The organism is Vibrio sp. 10N.247.311.12, assembly GCF_041467515.1.
Classification (GTDB): domain Bacteria; phylum Pseudomonadota; class Gammaproteobacteria; order Enterobacterales; family Vibrionaceae; genus Vibrio; species Vibrio crassostreae_C.
This window is the reverse complement of record NZ_JBFSUV010000064.1, coordinates 14189-28112: the sequence shown is the minus strand read 5'-3', so window position 1 is coordinate 28112 and position 13924 is coordinate 14189. Positions and strand designations below refer to the sequence as shown.

The following is a 13924-nucleotide window of genomic DNA, read 5'->3' as shown; positions in this document are numbered from 1 at the left end:
CAGCTAAATATCCGTTTAGATTCAAACAGTAATGCTTATCCGAACGGCATTGGACGAATGTCGTCAGCCTTTTTAAAATCGTTCGCTTTTCACTTAGAACAGCTTGCTCGACCAGCCTAGCTTGTTACGTAGAACGTGGTAGTAGTTGTAGTCTTTAGGGTGGATCAGTTTGAGCACATTTGGGCTTTGGTAAATGTGGATCTCATCACCAGGAGAAACCGGTAGCGAGATTTGACCATCACAGCTCACTTCCTGAGTTCCACGGTTATCAGGCGATACGATAAGCTTAATACGACGCTTGCCATCCACCACTAATGGGCGGCTTGAAAGGGTGTGCGGGAACATTGGCACGAGTGAGATAGCATTTAGGCTTGATGACAGGATAGGGCCGCCGCCGGAAAGCGAGTAGGCGGTAGAACCTGTCGGTGTTGAGACGATTAAGCCATCAGAGCGCTGTGAGAAGGCGAAGCTGTCATCGATATACACTTCGAACTCGATCATGTGAGCAACTTGGCCGGGGTGCAGTACAGCCTCATTAAGTGCTGCATTGTGGCTTTTTACCTGGCCGTGACGATGAATTTCCGTTTCAAGTAAGAAGCGCTCTTCTTCCATGAACTCGCCTTTGAGTACATCAGTAAGCGCACTCTGGAAGTTTTCAGGGTTGAGATCGGTTAGGAAACCAAGATTGCCTCGGTTAACACCAATCACTGAAATGTCGAAACGTGACAAAATTCTAGCCGCACCGAGCATATTTCCATCACCACCCACAACAATTGCGAGATCGGCACGTTTACCCAATTCAATCAGGCTAGAAAAATGTTCTTGTGGGATATCGTCCAAAATGCTGGAGAGCCTATCATCAACAAACACTTGATAACCCTCAGTACTTAACCACTGATAGAGCTCTCTATGAGTCTGAATTGCTTGCTGATCTCGAGGTTTACCAATAATTGCGATGACTTCAAATGGCTTTTTCATAACGTTTCCAAACGAATTAGGCTTGAATCAAAATTCTTCATCCCCATAATAAAGGCAAGTTGAACGTCTATGCGAGTGTTTTATATCAATTTGAGGCGCAAACACGCCTGTCACTGGCATTGAAAACGAATTCTGGAGATATCATGAGCAACGAAGAAAACAAAGTAACCGAAGAAGAACTAGATCAGATCATTGCTGAAGCTGAGAAAGTTGAAGAAGCTGAACTGAATGAAGACGCGGCTGATGAGCAGGAATCAAAAATTGCTCAACTAGAAGCCGCACTGCTTTCTAGTGAGTCTAAAGTGAAAGAGCAGCAAGATTCTGTTCTTCGCGCAAAGGCTGAAGTTGAGAATATGCGTCGTCGTACTGAGCAAGAAGTGGATAAAGCACGTAAATACGCGCTAAACAAATTCGCTGAAGGCCTACTACCTGTTATCGATAACCTAGAGCGTGCAGTACAAGCTGCAGATGCTGAGAACGAAGCGGTTAAGCCGATTCTTGAAGGTGTTGAGCTAACTCACAAAACGTTCGTAGATACAGTGGCTAAATTTGGTCTTACAGAGATCAACCCTGAAGGTGAAGCGTTCAACCCTGAATTCCACCAAGCCATGTCTATTCAAGAAAGCCCAGACCACGAGTCAAACACTGTGATGTTTGTTATGCAGAAAGGCTACGAGCTTAACGGCCGTGTTATTCGCCCTGCAATGGTAATGGTTGCTAAGTAATTGAGTGGCCGCTTGCTAAGCAGTTGATTATTGCAGTTGTGAAGTAAGACAATAGCGGCGACAAAACAATTCACTGGTTAACGTGAAATGAAAAGAGAGGCATATGCCTCTCTTTTTTTATGCCTGTAACTTGAGAGTCCACGTGAATAGTCACCAAAATCGCATTAAGAATGTCGTTCTTTTTATTTTATCCAGAACAGTAATTTAGAGTTTTATATTATGAAACTGGTTGTTAATGAAGAAATGTTTTGATGTCACACTTGTAATGTTTTTGTAAATAAATGCTTTTAATTGTTACCTTTGTATGTAAAATCAACTGCAATATAGCGATTTGGGTCGCATATATAACTATAAAAGTACGATTTTTAAACACAACAAACTGGAGAAGAACGATGGATAAATCGCTCTCAAGTAAGATTTTTGTAGGCTTGTTTGCCGGCCTTATTATTGGTACTGCTATTCAGTACCTATTCAGCGGCATTGCTATTTTTGATACGTACCTACTCGGCGCAGCTGAAGGTGCTGGTGGTATGTTCGTATCACTTATCAAGTTGCTTGTAGTACCTCTTGTATACGTATCTATTGTTTGCGGTATCGTTGAGCTAAAAGATATTCGTTCATTCGGTCGTCTTGGTGGTAAAACCTTTGGTCTTTACATTATTAACACCATCATCGCGATTTCAGCAGCGCTAACGATTGGTCTTATTTTCCAACCGGGTGCTGGTGCGAACCTTGCGGGTACGGTTTCTGAGACAATTGCGCTTACAACAACTGAAACACCAGATATCTTCTCTCTTGTTGTTAACATCGTTCCTAGCAACCCTGTAGAAGCGTTCGCAAGCGGCGACATGCTACAAATCATCTTCATGGCAATTTTGACAGGTCTTGCTATTCAAGCGCTTGATTCTCGTGGTGGCCCAGCTATCAAGACATTCAAGATGGCTAACGAAATCATGATGAAGCTTATCGGCCTAGTAATGAGCTTGGCGCCTTACGGTGTATTTGCTCTGATGATTCAACTGGGCGCAACACTGGATGCAGACACGCTAATGTCAGTTGCTGGCTATGTGGCGCTTGTGGTTGCAATGCTTGTGTTCTGGATTTTCTTCTTCTACCCAATGATGGTTGGTTCGTTCACTGGTATTTCTCCAAAGCAGTTCCTACGTGCAACTCGTGAGCAAGTTCTATTCTCACTATCTACAGCAAGTTCGAATGCAACAATCCCAGTAACAATGCGTACTCTTACTGACAAACTAAACGTATCTAAGTCAGTAGCAGGTTTCGGTGTACCACTGGGTGCAACAATGAACATGTCTGGTGTATCTATCTACATTGCACTCGCAACTATGTTCGTAGCAAACGCGTTTGGTCAGCCAATCAATACTGCTGATATCTTCACTCTTGGTCTAACTATCCTGCTACTGTCTATCGGTGCTGGTGGTGTTCCTGGTGGCGGTGTTGTGATGGTAGGTGTTCTATTGCACCAACTAGGTTTACCACCAGAAGGTCTAGCGATTGTTGCTGCTGTTGACCGTATCTGTGACATGTTCTGTACTTCTTCAAACGTAGTGGGTGACACAGCGGTGAACACTATCGTTGCTAAATCTGAAAACGAAATTGGCGTTGAAGCTAACGAAGAAGCTGAGCTGCAAAAAGCAGAAGCTTAATTCTTAATTAAGACTCAATAACTGCGAAGCCCCGCTCAACCAGAGCGGGGCTTTTTTATTTCTGCTGTTGGGTACTTTGGGCTGTCTGCTGCTGAGTTAAAAGAGGGGGCTATGTTGGTGCGAAGTCTCATTTTTTCTTTTTACTCGCGCTGAATGGGTCATCAGTTTTCAATCTTTAATATAGATCACATATAATAATACAATATTATTATATTGTTCTGACAACCTACATTATGACGACATAAAGGAAACCCAATAATGAAGCTGTCTTACCTTAGCCTACTGACTGCCAGCCTTTTAGCCGCTCCCGCTCTTGCTTCTAATCACGATATTGGTCAACAGTTCAATCTTGACCCTGCAAAAGCACCAGCACAAAACTTCGATTTATCTAAATGGAAAATTAACTTACCGGAGCTGACGACTGAAGGGTCTAGAAAAGGTAAAACGCTGGAGATTGGTAAAAAGGAACTGTCGAATGTAGACACGCCTTACGTTCACCCTAAATGGTTCTACACGGATGCCGAGTCTGGTGCGATGGTGTTTGTGGCTCCGAATACAGCTCCAACGACGCCAAACAGTAAAAACACGCGTAGTGAGCTAAGAGCGATGCTAGCGGATAGCTACTCTGCGCCGAGCAACAACTTCGCGATTTCAAGCCATGAGAACGCGGAAGAGTTTGGCTCTATCGGTGGCCAGATGACGGCAACGCTTTCTGTTGATCAGGTGAGCACCAGCGGTAACTATAAGAAAACCGGTGCATTCTCTGTGGTTATTGGTCAAATCCATGGGTCGGATAATGAACCTCTGAAAATTGTTTACCGCAAGTTGCCAGAACATGAGCATGGTTCGTTAACGTGGAACTATGAGTTAAACCCGCCGACAGAGATGAAAAACGCGAAGGATGAAAACGGAAAGAAACTTCGTAAAGACATTCGCCATGATGTATTTGGTCAATACAATCTGAAAAAAGGCAGCTCGGACCCTGCTGATGGCATCAAGCTAGGTGAAGTGTTCTCATACGATGTGAATATCAAAGATAACATCATGCACTTAACCTTTACTAAGAATCCAAACTCAGCCGATCCTATTGTGAAGACGTATGATGTTGATTTGGCTAAGGGTAAGTATCAGGGGCATGATATCGACCTTGGTTATGGACAGGACTGGATGTACTTCAAGGCGGGCGCATACAATCAATGCAACACTAAGAAGTCGAGCTCAGCCTGTGAATGGCGTGGTATGGAAGCGGGTGATTACACTCAAGCGAGCTTCTACCAGTTAGTGCTCAACCAATAATATGGCTGAATCAGTCACCATTTGAACAATATTTAACTGATTAATATCTATTTGAAAAAGACCTTCCACATGAAGGTCTTTTTTTATGGCATCTGGAATAGGGTTGAGGTTTCAATGTGGCGACAAATGCGAGAGTTTCTCAACATTGGAGCCTTAATTGGCAAGGGATCGGTCACTTTTTACCTTTATGTAAAAAGATACGGGAAAAAATAGATTTTTTTTACTTATTCCCTTGAAAACCAGTTTGCAGCCCTTATCTATGGTGCATACGAAAGCAAATTACATTTGCACTTAAATTTTGTGTATTAGGGTTGAATCCCTGATTACCGCCCCCCACATATGTGGGTATAGCAAAAAACTAATATAGATTATATTTCGGAGATAGCCTGATGGGTCGAATCATTGGTATTGATTTAGGTACTACTAACTCTTGTGTTGCTGTTTTAGACGGCGACAAACCACGCGTACTAGAAAATGCTGAAGGCGAACGCACAACAGCATCGGTAATCGCATACACTGACGGCGAGACGCTAGTTGGTCAACCTGCGAAACGTCAAGCAGTTACTAACCCTCAAAACACGCTATACGCAATTAAGCGTCTAATCGGTCGTCGTTTTGAAGATGAAGAAGTTCAACGCGATATCGAAATCATGCCTTTCAACATTGTTAAGGCTGACAACGGTGATGCATGGGTTGAAGCGCAAGGCCAAAAAATGGCTGCTCCTCAAGTATCTGCTGAAGTTCTTAAGAAAATGAAGAAAACAGCTGAAGACTTCCTAGGCGAAGAAGTAACTGGCGCAGTAGTAACTGTTCCTGCTTACTTCAACGATGCTCAACGTCAAGCAACGAAAGATGCTGGCCGTATCGCTGGTCTAGATGTTAAACGTATCATCAACGAACCAACTGCTGCTGCTCTAGCTTACGGCCTAGACAAGCAAGGTGGTGATCGCACTATCGCTGTATACGACCTTGGTGGTGGTACATTCGATATCTCTATCATCGAAATCGATGAAGTAGAAGGCGAGAAGACTTTCGAAGTTCTTTCAACTAACGGTGACACTCACCTTGGTGGTGAAGATTTCGATAACCGCATGATCAACTACCTAGTAGATGAGTTCAAGAAAGAACAAGGTATCGACCTTAAAGCTGATCCACTAGCAATGCAGCGTGTTAAAGAAGCAGCAGAAAAAGCGAAAATCGAGCTTTCTTCTACTACTCAAACTGACGTAAACCTACCTTACGTTACTGCTGATGCGACTGGTCCTAAGCACATGAACATCAAAGTGACTCGTGCGAAGCTTGAGTCTCTAGTTGAAGACCTAGTTCAACGTTCTCTTGAGCCACTAAAAGTTGCTCTAGCGGATGCTGACCTATCTGTAGGCGAAATCACTGACGTTATCCTAGTTGGTGGTCAAACTCGTATGCCTATGGTTCAAGCTAAAGTAACTGAATTCTTCGGTAAAGAGCCACGTAAAGACGTGAACCCTGACGAAGCTGTTGCAATGGGTGCTGCTGTTCAAGGTGGTGTACTAGCGGGTGACGTTAAAGACGTTCTACTACTAGACGTTACTCCTCTATCTTTCGGTATCGAAACGATGGGCGGCGTGATGACTAAGCTTATCGAGAAAAACACAACTATCCCTACTAAAGCGGATCAAGTGTTCTCTACAGCTGAAGACAACCAAAACGCAGTAACTATCCACGTTCTTCAAGGTGAGCGTAAGCAAGCGACTTACAACAAGTCTCTTGGTCAGTTTAACCTAGAAGGTATCCAACCAGCACCACGTGGCATGCCACAAATCGAAGTAACATTCGACCTAGATGCTGATGGTATCCTGAACGTATCTGCTAAAGATAAAGCAACAGGTAAAGAGCAGAAGATCACTATCCAAGCATCAGGCGGCCTGTCTGAGGAAGAGATCGAAGCAATGGTACAAGAAGCAGAAGCTAACAAAGAAGCGGACAAAAAGTTCGAAGAGCTAGTAACTGCACGTAACCAAGCTGACCAAATGATTCACGGCACTAAGAAGCAAGTAGAAGAAGCTGGTGAAGCTCTACCTGCAGACGAGAAAGCTAAAATCGAAGCGGCTATCACTGCACTAGAAGAAGTTAAGTCTGGTAACGATAAAGAAGCTATCGACGCTAAAGTTCAAGAACTGATGCAAGCAGCTCAAAAGCTAATGGAAATTGCTCAACAGAAAGCTCAAGCTGAACAAGCTGGTGCTGACGCTGGTGAACAACCTAAGCAAGACGACGATGTTGTAGACGCTGAGTTTGAAGAAGTTAAAGAAGACAAAAAATAATTTCGTCGCAGAGTAGCCTGATTTCGTTATCGGAAGTGTCCACCTACTAACGTAGGCTCCGCGCTTCCACTTAGGACTCAAGCTATCTGCTTAGAAATTTGTCTCAAAGACTTATTATTGCGGGCGTCAGAGGTAACTCTCACGCCCGTAAATTTGTATTTAGACTTGTCGATCTAGATAATAGCTTTATTCGGCATTTCAGCCGGCAGAACTTTTATCTAGATTGATACACAGACTACTGAAGTGATCATTCGGTAGTAGCAATTATTTTGGTGACCTAGAACATGTCAAAACGTGATTTTTACGAAGTATTAGGCGTAAGCCGCGATGCATCAGAGCGCGATATTAAAAAAGCGTACAAACGCTTAGCGATGAAATTCCACCCGGACCGTAACCAGGGTGATGAGACCGCAGCAGATAAGTTTAAAGAAGTAAAAGTAGCGTACGAGATCCTAACCGATTCTCAAAAGAAAGCAGCTTACGACCAATACGGTCATGCAGCCTTTGAACAAGGTGGCATGGGCGGCGGCGGTGGTTTCGGCGGCGGTGGCCAAGGTGACTTCGGCGATATCTTCGGTGACGTATTTGGCGACATCTTCGGCGGCGGTCGTCGTGGTGGCGGTCAACAGCGTGCACAACGTGGTTCAGATCTACGTTACAACATGGAACTTTCTCTAGAAGAAGCGGTTCGTGGTGTTTCTAAAGAAATCGAAGTACCAACACTTGTAGAGTGTGATACTTGTGACGGCAGCGGCGCGAAAGCGGGTTCTTCTGCACAAACGTGTGGCACTTGTCATGGCCACGGCCAAGTACAAATGCGCCAAGGTTTCTTTGCGGTTCAACAGACTTGTCCTACTTGTAACGGTAAAGGCAAGATCATCAAAGACCCATGTAACTCATGTCATGGTCAAGGTCGCAAACAGAAGACGAAAACACTTAACGTTAAGATCCCTGCTGGTGTTGATACTGGCGATCGTATTCGTCTATCAGGCGAAGGCGAAGCGGGAGAGCAAGGCGCTCCAGCTGGCGATCTGTACGTACAAGTACACGTAAAAGAGCACAACATCTTCGAACGTGACGGCAACAACCTTTACTGCGAAGTACCAGTAAGCTTCTCTATGGCTGCTCTAGGCGGTGAAGTTGAAGTTCCAACACTGGATGGTCGTGTAAACCTTAAGGTACCAGAAGAGACACAAACGGGCCGTATGTTCCGTATGCGTGGCAAGGGCGTGAAAGGCGTTCGTGGTGGCGGTGTGGGTGATCTAATCGTTAAGCTAGTGGTTGAGACTCCAGTTAAGCTAAGCGCTCGCCAGAAAGAATTACTGCGTGAATTCGAAGAAACCTGTGGTGGTGAAGCGGCAAGCAAGCATAAGCCAAAGTCTGAAGGTTTCTTTAGCGGCGTTAAAAACTTCTTCGATGACCTAACTAAGTAATTAGATTGTTGATGCTTTAAGTTGTTGATAAAGTTAAAAAACCTGCTCATGTAGCAGGTTTTTTTTGTATCTGTAGATCAGGGGAAAAGAAGCTCGAGAAGAAAGAGTCGAGATTTATCAGATAAATTCTAGAGCCCTTTGGTGGTTGCTCTTGTTACTTCCAACACGTTTCTGGCTCCGAAATGCCCGAGTGGTGCAATTCCAACTTATCGGTATTCGAGTCAAAACATTCATCATTTACTTGCTGCGAAAGCGGTTCCGCTTGAATTGAATAGGTGGTGCTACTCGCAGAGATCGCTAGCGTGTATCGGCTAGTATCGGTATCGCAAAACAAGCATGTCCCTCCTGAAATAATATTCTCCGCTGCCGACGCATAGTTCCCTGTGTATAGAGTTTCTATCTCCAGTTGCATCTTGGTTAAGTCGGCCATCGCTGTAACTCGATGTGCCTTGATAACATGGTTGGTATAACTTGGATACGCAATGGCGCCGAGTATCCCCACGATGGCGACAGCGATCAATAATTCGATCAATGTCATTCCTCTAATGCTTAAGTTGTTGTTGTTGCATATATTTCTTCGAATCATCGCGAGTAGTTTCCTTTCATATCTCTGCCCATTTTTCTCTGGTGGTAGCATCGGTGCAAGATTAAATGCAGTTGCGCATTGAGTTACATAGGAATTTGGGAAATGACTCGCGGGTTTACTTTATTAGAGCTGTTAGTAACGGTATCGGTACTGTCGATACTGATAGCGACGGCTGCCCCGAGTTTTAGTTCGGTTACTGAAACCGTCAAGATGCAGCGACTCGCCGGAGAGTTGAATGGTTTTCTCATTCAGGCCAAGTCTGAATCGGTCAAAAGGAATCAAGATCTGTGGGTACATTTCTCTATGGATAAAAATGAGGTGCAATCAACCGGAGAGTGGACTGTAAGGTTAAAGCCTACTGAAGACCTTTCTGGTGAAACGTTACTGATGTTGTCAGGCGAACCGTTTCGAGATGTCTCGTTTTCCCATAATTACACAGGTGCAAGAATCAGTTTTGAGAGTGTAAGGGGAAGGCCAGCCAGAGGGACGATTTATCTTTCTCCAAACACAGCGTCCACAGACAGATTGTTGGTTAAATTATCCAGCCCTCCTGGGCGAATTAAGGTGTGCGGTGAGTCGAGTGCGCAGTATGGCTATGATGCGTGTTAGACCGATTGTGGTAGCGCCTACTAAACAGCAAGGCACATCATTAATTGAGTTAATGGTGGCGTCTGTGATTGGTGTGTTTGCGATTTCGATTATTGGCAGTGTCTTTATAACAGGGCAGAGAATTGCCAAAGACAAAGGCATTGAATTATTGCTGCTACAAAATCTAACCAGCACCATGCAGGTCATGAAAGAGGATATCCAACGAGCGGGTTACGATGGTTCAAACGGTTACTCAATCAAGTTGTCTGGCGCGAGTAACACCATCCAAGTGAGTGGCGGTGTGGCGGTGGGTTTTGTTTACTTCCGAGAGGGCTCAAGCGCAAGTAAAGAACATCGAAATATCGTTTACAGAAAAAATGGAACCAAACTGCAAATATGTGAGAAGGGCACCACTGTATCGGAGGCAATTCCTACATTTCATGAGGTTACTGGATGTTACTCACTGTTCGATGACAACCTCATTGATGTTGATGAGTTCAGCATTAATTCCCAAGTATTGGAGCAGAATTCTATCAAGAGCACGCTCACTGATATCAGTATTACAGCGTCAATCCCAACCGCAGGTGTTTCCAAATCTGTTTCGGTTTCCGTTAAGCAGAGGAACTGGCAATGATGATATTTAAAAAGCAGCGTGGTGTGGTGACGTTATTGATTACGTCAGTGCTTTTAATTGGTGCTTTAGTGGTGACATTAGGCACGTATCGCAGTGTATTCCATCAAATTAAAGTCGCACAGAATGAAGTGCAGGGCAGACAAGAACACTGGCGATCGGAAGGAGGCTTGGAGTGTGGCTTCACTTACATCGCTGAAAATGATCTGACAGCTATTCCCAATGATTTAATGGATTATTGTCAGCAGTCGAAAGTCGTTACGTTGGGATCAGAAGCACTCACGCCAAATATATTGGTGTCGAGTTCTGAGTCTTTATCGCTGAACAAAGAGATTAGTTTTGTAGACGCTTCGGGATTAGGAGTAATGCAAACCAATTCGAGTTTAGAATTTATTTCTGATCACAATATCGATATTAATCCTGATATTGCTCTTACTGCTGTTGATGGTATTAACGAGTGTGTATCGGTTCGATTTTTAGATAGTGTTATCTATAAGCAAAAGGGAGGAGGACGTTTGAAGACCATTACTCCAGAGTCACCTCCTTTTTCTACGTTTGAGTCTTGCCAACAAACCACCAATATTAGCAATGATGCAACCATCGACTCCGTTGGGGCGCTGCCTTCAAACTCTTTTCAATCAGATTTCAAATTCGATCCGGATATCGATACGTTCTCTAATTATTTTGGCGTGCCAAAGACGTCAGAGAACATTGACCAAATTAAGCTTGATTATCATGTTATAGACCTTATTGATCGGACAGTTGTCCCCCCTAAGCATATTGACTTGGTTGATGGTGAATATGAAGGAAATAAGTGTAGCAAAGCCATTAATGATGCCTTTTCAAGTGGGGAGAATAAGGTATGGGTTATAGGTGATTGCGTCGTTTATTCACCTGCGATTAATGTAGTTGAACCTATCCCAGGGGTTATTACGCCTCGCTCTTTAGTGATTCAGGACGGCATCGTTGCGAATGGTAACGCGAGCGTATTTGACGGGGCTTTTTATCATCTAAATGATATGACCGTATTCGATAACACTAACTCTCCCGATACTGATACCGACCTACTGAGTGGTTTGTGGGCTAAAGTTCCAGATACAATTCCTATTACTGATTTAGTACAGAGTAATTCGGTTTATATTGGATTTGCTTCTTTTTTCCCTAAAGGAGGGATGTTCTTTGATTCCGTTGGTGGGTTATCGACAATTCAGGGTTCAATCAATTTGGATTATACCGGTGAATACAACCCTCATAGCACTCCTTTAAAAGCGAAGTGGAAGCGAGGATCATGGAATGATTTCTAAGAACTCAGGTTTTAGCTTGATAGAGGTTCTTATCTCTTTTCTGTTGATTGGCGTTGCCTCACTAGGGCTGGTTAAATTACAGGTCTACGCTGAACAAAAATCGGATTTTGCGCTCCACAGCGTAGAGGCGCTGCATTTTGCTGAAAGGCAGATGGAGTATTATCGAACTCGGGCGTCTAATGTGAGTGGAGCGGTAAGTTTAATTCCTTTTTCGGAACTAAATCAGGCGAGTCATTGTCTCAACATAGCAAGTTCAGATCCTTTATCCGGTTTGTCGGGTTCTGCCTATGCCATGACCTGTGAAGTGACTAATGCAAACGGTGCTCTGTCTAGCGCATTAAAAACCATTACTGTCACAATTGCATGGCAAGATCGTATGAACCACGCACAAAGTATTTACCTCGAAACTATGCTCTCCAAATACAGTGAGTTTGATTGACCCTCAAGCAAACGTTTACTGCATGCCAAGGCTCATGCTACCCCTTTTACTGATAATTTTCACTCCTCGGACATTGTTTACGTGCTAGTTAAAACTCTGTATATGGAATGGTGTTTTTTATGTTTTTATATTGTTGTGGTTGTATGGTATTTTTGCAAAATATGTCTCCATTTATGGAAAATCAGGTGGAATCTTGTGCTTTTTAACAACGACTTTAATAGAATATGTGCTGTACCAATAGGCCGTGGTCAAAACTTATATTAGGCCTAAACAAAACAACATCACATATGGAGTTACAATGAGTAACCAAGCCGTAAAAAAAGCACCATCGACTGAGAAGATCAGTGGTATGGACCGCTTTCTAAACTTCATTGAACGCGCCGGCAACAAAATTCCAGATCCAGCAATCCTGTTCTTCTGGGCTCTAGTTATTGTATGGGTAGCATCTGCACTTTTATCGAATCTTTCATTCGACTTAATCAACCCTCAAACGGGTGCTGCTCTTGAAGTAAACAACCTACTAACTGGTGAAGCGCTTGCTAGCTTCCTAGCGAATATGGTTACCACGTTCACAGGCTTCGCACCTCTAGGCATCGTACTTGTTGCTATGCTAGGTGTTGGCGTTGCAGACTCTTCAGGCTTCATTACTACTGGCCTTAAGAAGATGCTGAACTTCACGCCAGCGAAGCTACTTACGCCAATGCTAATCTTGGTTGCTATCGTGTCTCACACAGCAGCTGATGCAGGTTACGTTCTAGTAATCCCTCTTGGCGGTATCATCTTCCACGCTGCGGGTCGTCACCCTCTAGCGGGTATTGCAGCAGCATTTGCTGGTGTATCAGGTGGTTTCTCTGCGAACTTCATTCCTTCAGGTATCGACCCGCTACTAGCTGGCTTCACGCAAACAGCGGCAAACGTTCTTGACCCTGAATACGTGATTAACCCTCTAGCGAACATCTTCTTTACTGGCCTATCTTCAGTTCTTATTGTTGCTATCGGTTGGTACGTAACTGAGAAGATCATCGAACCTCGCCTAGCGAACACGCCAGTTGATGAAGATGCTGAAGAAGCACCTGATCTAGGTACGTTCACTGCAATCGAATCAAAAGCATTCAAATACGCAGGTTGGGCAATGGTTGCTGGTATTGGTCTGCTTGTTGCGGCTCTAATCCCTGAGAACTCTGCACTGCGTTCTCCCGAAGGTGAGCTAACAGCATTCTCTGCACCAGTTATGAAGTCTATCGTTCCTCTGATCTTCATCCTGTTCATCATCCCAGGTATCGTTTACGGCCGTGTAGCGGGTACTTTCAAGAATAGTAATGATGTTATCAAAGCAATGTCTGAGACGATGGCAACGATGGGCGCATACATTGTAATGTCGTTCTTCTGTGCTCAGTTCCTATCTGCATTCGCTCAATCAAACATCGGTACTATGCTGGCACTTTACGGTGCTGAAGGCTTGAAAGCGATGGACCTTCCAGGTGAAGCAACGGTTGTTGGTATGATTCTACTAACGGCTGCAGTTAACCTTCTTGTTGGTTCTGCTTCAGCTAAGTGGGCACTGATTGGTCCTATCCTAGTTCCAATGCTAATGGTTGTGGGTATCTCTCCTGAGCTATCTCAAGCGGCTTACCGTGTAGGTGACTCAGTGTCTAACATCATCTCTCCACTAATGGTGTTCTTCCCACTGGTTGTTGTTTACTGTCAGCGCTACGTTAAGTCGACAGGTATCGGTACTCTAGCTTCTCTAATGATGCCATTCTCGATTGCGATGTTAATCGGTTGGTCTATCTTCTTGCTAGCTTACTGGGCTCTTGGTATCCCACTAGGTATCCAAGCACCTTACACTTACACAATGTAAGATTGAACTAAGCAAAACTAAGCTTTATTCATTGCTAAGCCCGCACCGAAATGTGCGGGCTTTTTTTCGCTATTTTTTCCGTTTTTTATATCCAAAACTTTCTATATCCAAAA

The 13924-nt window shown here is 44.0% G+C and carries 12 protein-coding genes; 10 read left to right on the top strand and 2 right to left on the bottom strand.

Going from position 1 to position 13924, the window contains the following annotated elements:
- Nucleotides 1-93 precede the first annotated feature (93 nt).
- Nucleotides 94-978: an NAD(+) kinase gene (gene nadK / locus AB6E30_RS21065; protein ID WP_017059863.1), complete on the bottom strand. Its 885-nt coding sequence runs from the start codon at nt 976-978 to the stop codon at nt 94-96.
- Between the two features lie 143 nt (nt 979-1121).
- Here nadK and grpE point away from each other — a divergent pair, with 143 nt between their 5' ends.
- From grpE to dnaJ, 5 genes are all read left to right on the top strand, one after another.
- Complete coding sequence (gene grpE, locus AB6E30_RS21060; RefSeq protein WP_017059864.1) at nt 1122-1703, top strand: nucleotide exchange factor GrpE; 582 nt, start codon at nt 1122-1124, stop codon at nt 1701-1703.
- Between the two features lie 392 nt (nt 1704-2095).
- On the top strand, nt 2096-3370 hold the full coding sequence (locus tag AB6E30_RS21055) for a dicarboxylate/amino acid:cation symporter (RefSeq protein WP_372105119.1): 1275 nt from the start codon (nt 2096-2098) through the stop codon (nt 3368-3370).
- A 258-nt stretch (nt 3371-3628) separates the two neighbouring features.
- Nucleotides 3629-4666 (top strand): polysaccharide lyase family 7 protein, encoded by a 1038-nt coding sequence (locus AB6E30_RS21050; RefSeq protein WP_372105117.1) that lies wholly within the window; start codon nt 3629-3631, stop codon nt 4664-4666.
- A gap of 389 nt (nt 4667-5055) precedes the next feature.
- Entirely contained in the window at nt 5056-6969 is a 1914-nt protein-coding gene (gene dnaK, locus AB6E30_RS21045) for a molecular chaperone DnaK (RefSeq protein WP_017059868.1), read from the top strand.
- A gap of 284 nt (nt 6970-7253) precedes the next feature.
- The gene (gene dnaJ / locus AB6E30_RS21040; protein ID WP_017059869.1) at nt 7254-8402 is read left to right on the top strand and encodes a molecular chaperone DnaJ; all 1149 of its coding nucleotides are present in this window, start codon (nt 7254-7256) and stop codon (nt 8400-8402) included.
- Between the two features lie 154 nt (nt 8403-8556).
- Here the strand turns inward: dnaJ and AB6E30_RS21035 are convergent, their stop codons facing one another.
- The gene (locus AB6E30_RS21035) at nt 8557-8988 is read right to left on the bottom strand and encodes a type IV pilin protein (protein WP_102320238.1); all 432 of its coding nucleotides are present in this window, start codon (nt 8986-8988) and stop codon (nt 8557-8559) included.
- A gap of 102 nt (nt 8989-9090) precedes the next feature.
- Here AB6E30_RS21035 and AB6E30_RS21030 point away from each other — a divergent pair, with 102 nt between their 5' ends.
- The 5 genes from AB6E30_RS21030 (at nt 9091) to AB6E30_RS21010 (ending at nt 13811) form a co-directional block, all read left to right on the top strand.
- Nucleotides 9091-9597: a GspH/FimT family pseudopilin gene (locus AB6E30_RS21030; protein WP_102333756.1), complete on the top strand. Its 507-nt coding sequence runs from the start codon at nt 9091-9093 to the stop codon at nt 9595-9597.
- Nucleotides 9578-10210 carry a PilW family protein gene (locus tag AB6E30_RS21025; RefSeq protein ID WP_102333757.1) on the top strand — a complete coding sequence of 211 codons (633 nt, stop codon included), beginning with the start codon at nt 9578-9580 and terminating at the stop codon, nt 10208-10210. The genes AB6E30_RS21030 and AB6E30_RS21025 overlap by 20 nt, the downstream gene beginning before the upstream one ends.
- Nucleotides 10207-11511: a hypothetical protein gene (locus AB6E30_RS21020; protein WP_017062784.1), complete on the top strand. Its 1305-nt coding sequence runs from the start codon at nt 10207-10209 to the stop codon at nt 11509-11511. Before AB6E30_RS21025 ends, AB6E30_RS21020 begins: the two co-directional genes overlap by 4 nt.
- A complete protein-coding gene (locus AB6E30_RS21015) occupies nt 11501-11950 on the top strand; it encodes a prepilin-type N-terminal cleavage/methylation domain-containing protein (RefSeq protein ID WP_372105115.1) in 450 nt (149 codons plus the stop codon). The genes AB6E30_RS21020 and AB6E30_RS21015 overlap by 11 nt, the downstream gene beginning before the upstream one ends.
- A gap of 298 nt (nt 11951-12248) precedes the next feature.
- Nucleotides 12249-13811 carry an AbgT family transporter gene (locus AB6E30_RS21010; RefSeq protein ID WP_372050920.1) on the top strand — a complete coding sequence of 521 codons (1563 nt, stop codon included), beginning with the start codon at nt 12249-12251 and terminating at the stop codon, nt 13809-13811.
- Nucleotides 13812-13924 lie beyond the last annotated feature (113 nt).

Excerpts from the sequence above, each read along its gene's own strand:
- AB6E30_RS21055 (WP_372105119.1), top strand. The coding sequence starts at position 2,096 with ATGGATAAATCGCTCTCAAGTAAGATTTTTGTAGGCTTGTTTGCCGGC.
- dnaJ (WP_017059869.1), top strand. The coding sequence starts at position 7,254 with ATGTCAAAACGTGATTTTTACGAAGTATTAGGCGTAAGCCGCGATGCA.
- AB6E30_RS21010 (WP_372050920.1), top strand. The coding sequence starts at position 12,249 with ATGAGTAACCAAGCCGTAAAAAAAGCACCATCGACTGAGAAGATCAGT.
- AB6E30_RS21035 (WP_102320238.1), bottom strand. The coding sequence starts at position 8,988 with ATGATTCGAAGAAATATATGCAACAACAACAACTTAAGCATTAGAGGA.
- AB6E30_RS21050 (WP_372105117.1), top strand. The coding sequence starts at position 3,629 with ATGAAGCTGTCTTACCTTAGCCTACTGACTGCCAGCCTTTTAGCCGCT.
- AB6E30_RS21015 (WP_372105115.1), top strand. The coding sequence starts at position 11,501 with ATGATTTCTAAGAACTCAGGTTTTAGCTTGATAGAGGTTCTTATCTCT.
- AB6E30_RS21030 (WP_102333756.1), top strand. The coding sequence starts at position 9,091 with ATGACTCGCGGGTTTACTTTATTAGAGCTGTTAGTAACGGTATCGGTA.
- nadK (WP_017059863.1), bottom strand. The coding sequence starts at position 978 with ATGAAAAAGCCATTTGAAGTCATCGCAATTATTGGTAAACCTCGAGAT.
- dnaK (WP_017059868.1), top strand. The coding sequence starts at position 5,056 with ATGGGTCGAATCATTGGTATTGATTTAGGTACTACTAACTCTTGTGTT.
- AB6E30_RS21020 (WP_017062784.1), top strand. The coding sequence starts at position 10,207 with ATGATGATATTTAAAAAGCAGCGTGGTGTGGTGACGTTATTGATTACG.
- AB6E30_RS21025 (WP_102333757.1), top strand. The coding sequence starts at position 9,578 with ATGGCTATGATGCGTGTTAGACCGATTGTGGTAGCGCCTACTAAACAG.
- grpE (WP_017059864.1), top strand. The coding sequence starts at position 1,122 with ATGAGCAACGAAGAAAACAAAGTAACCGAAGAAGAACTAGATCAGATC.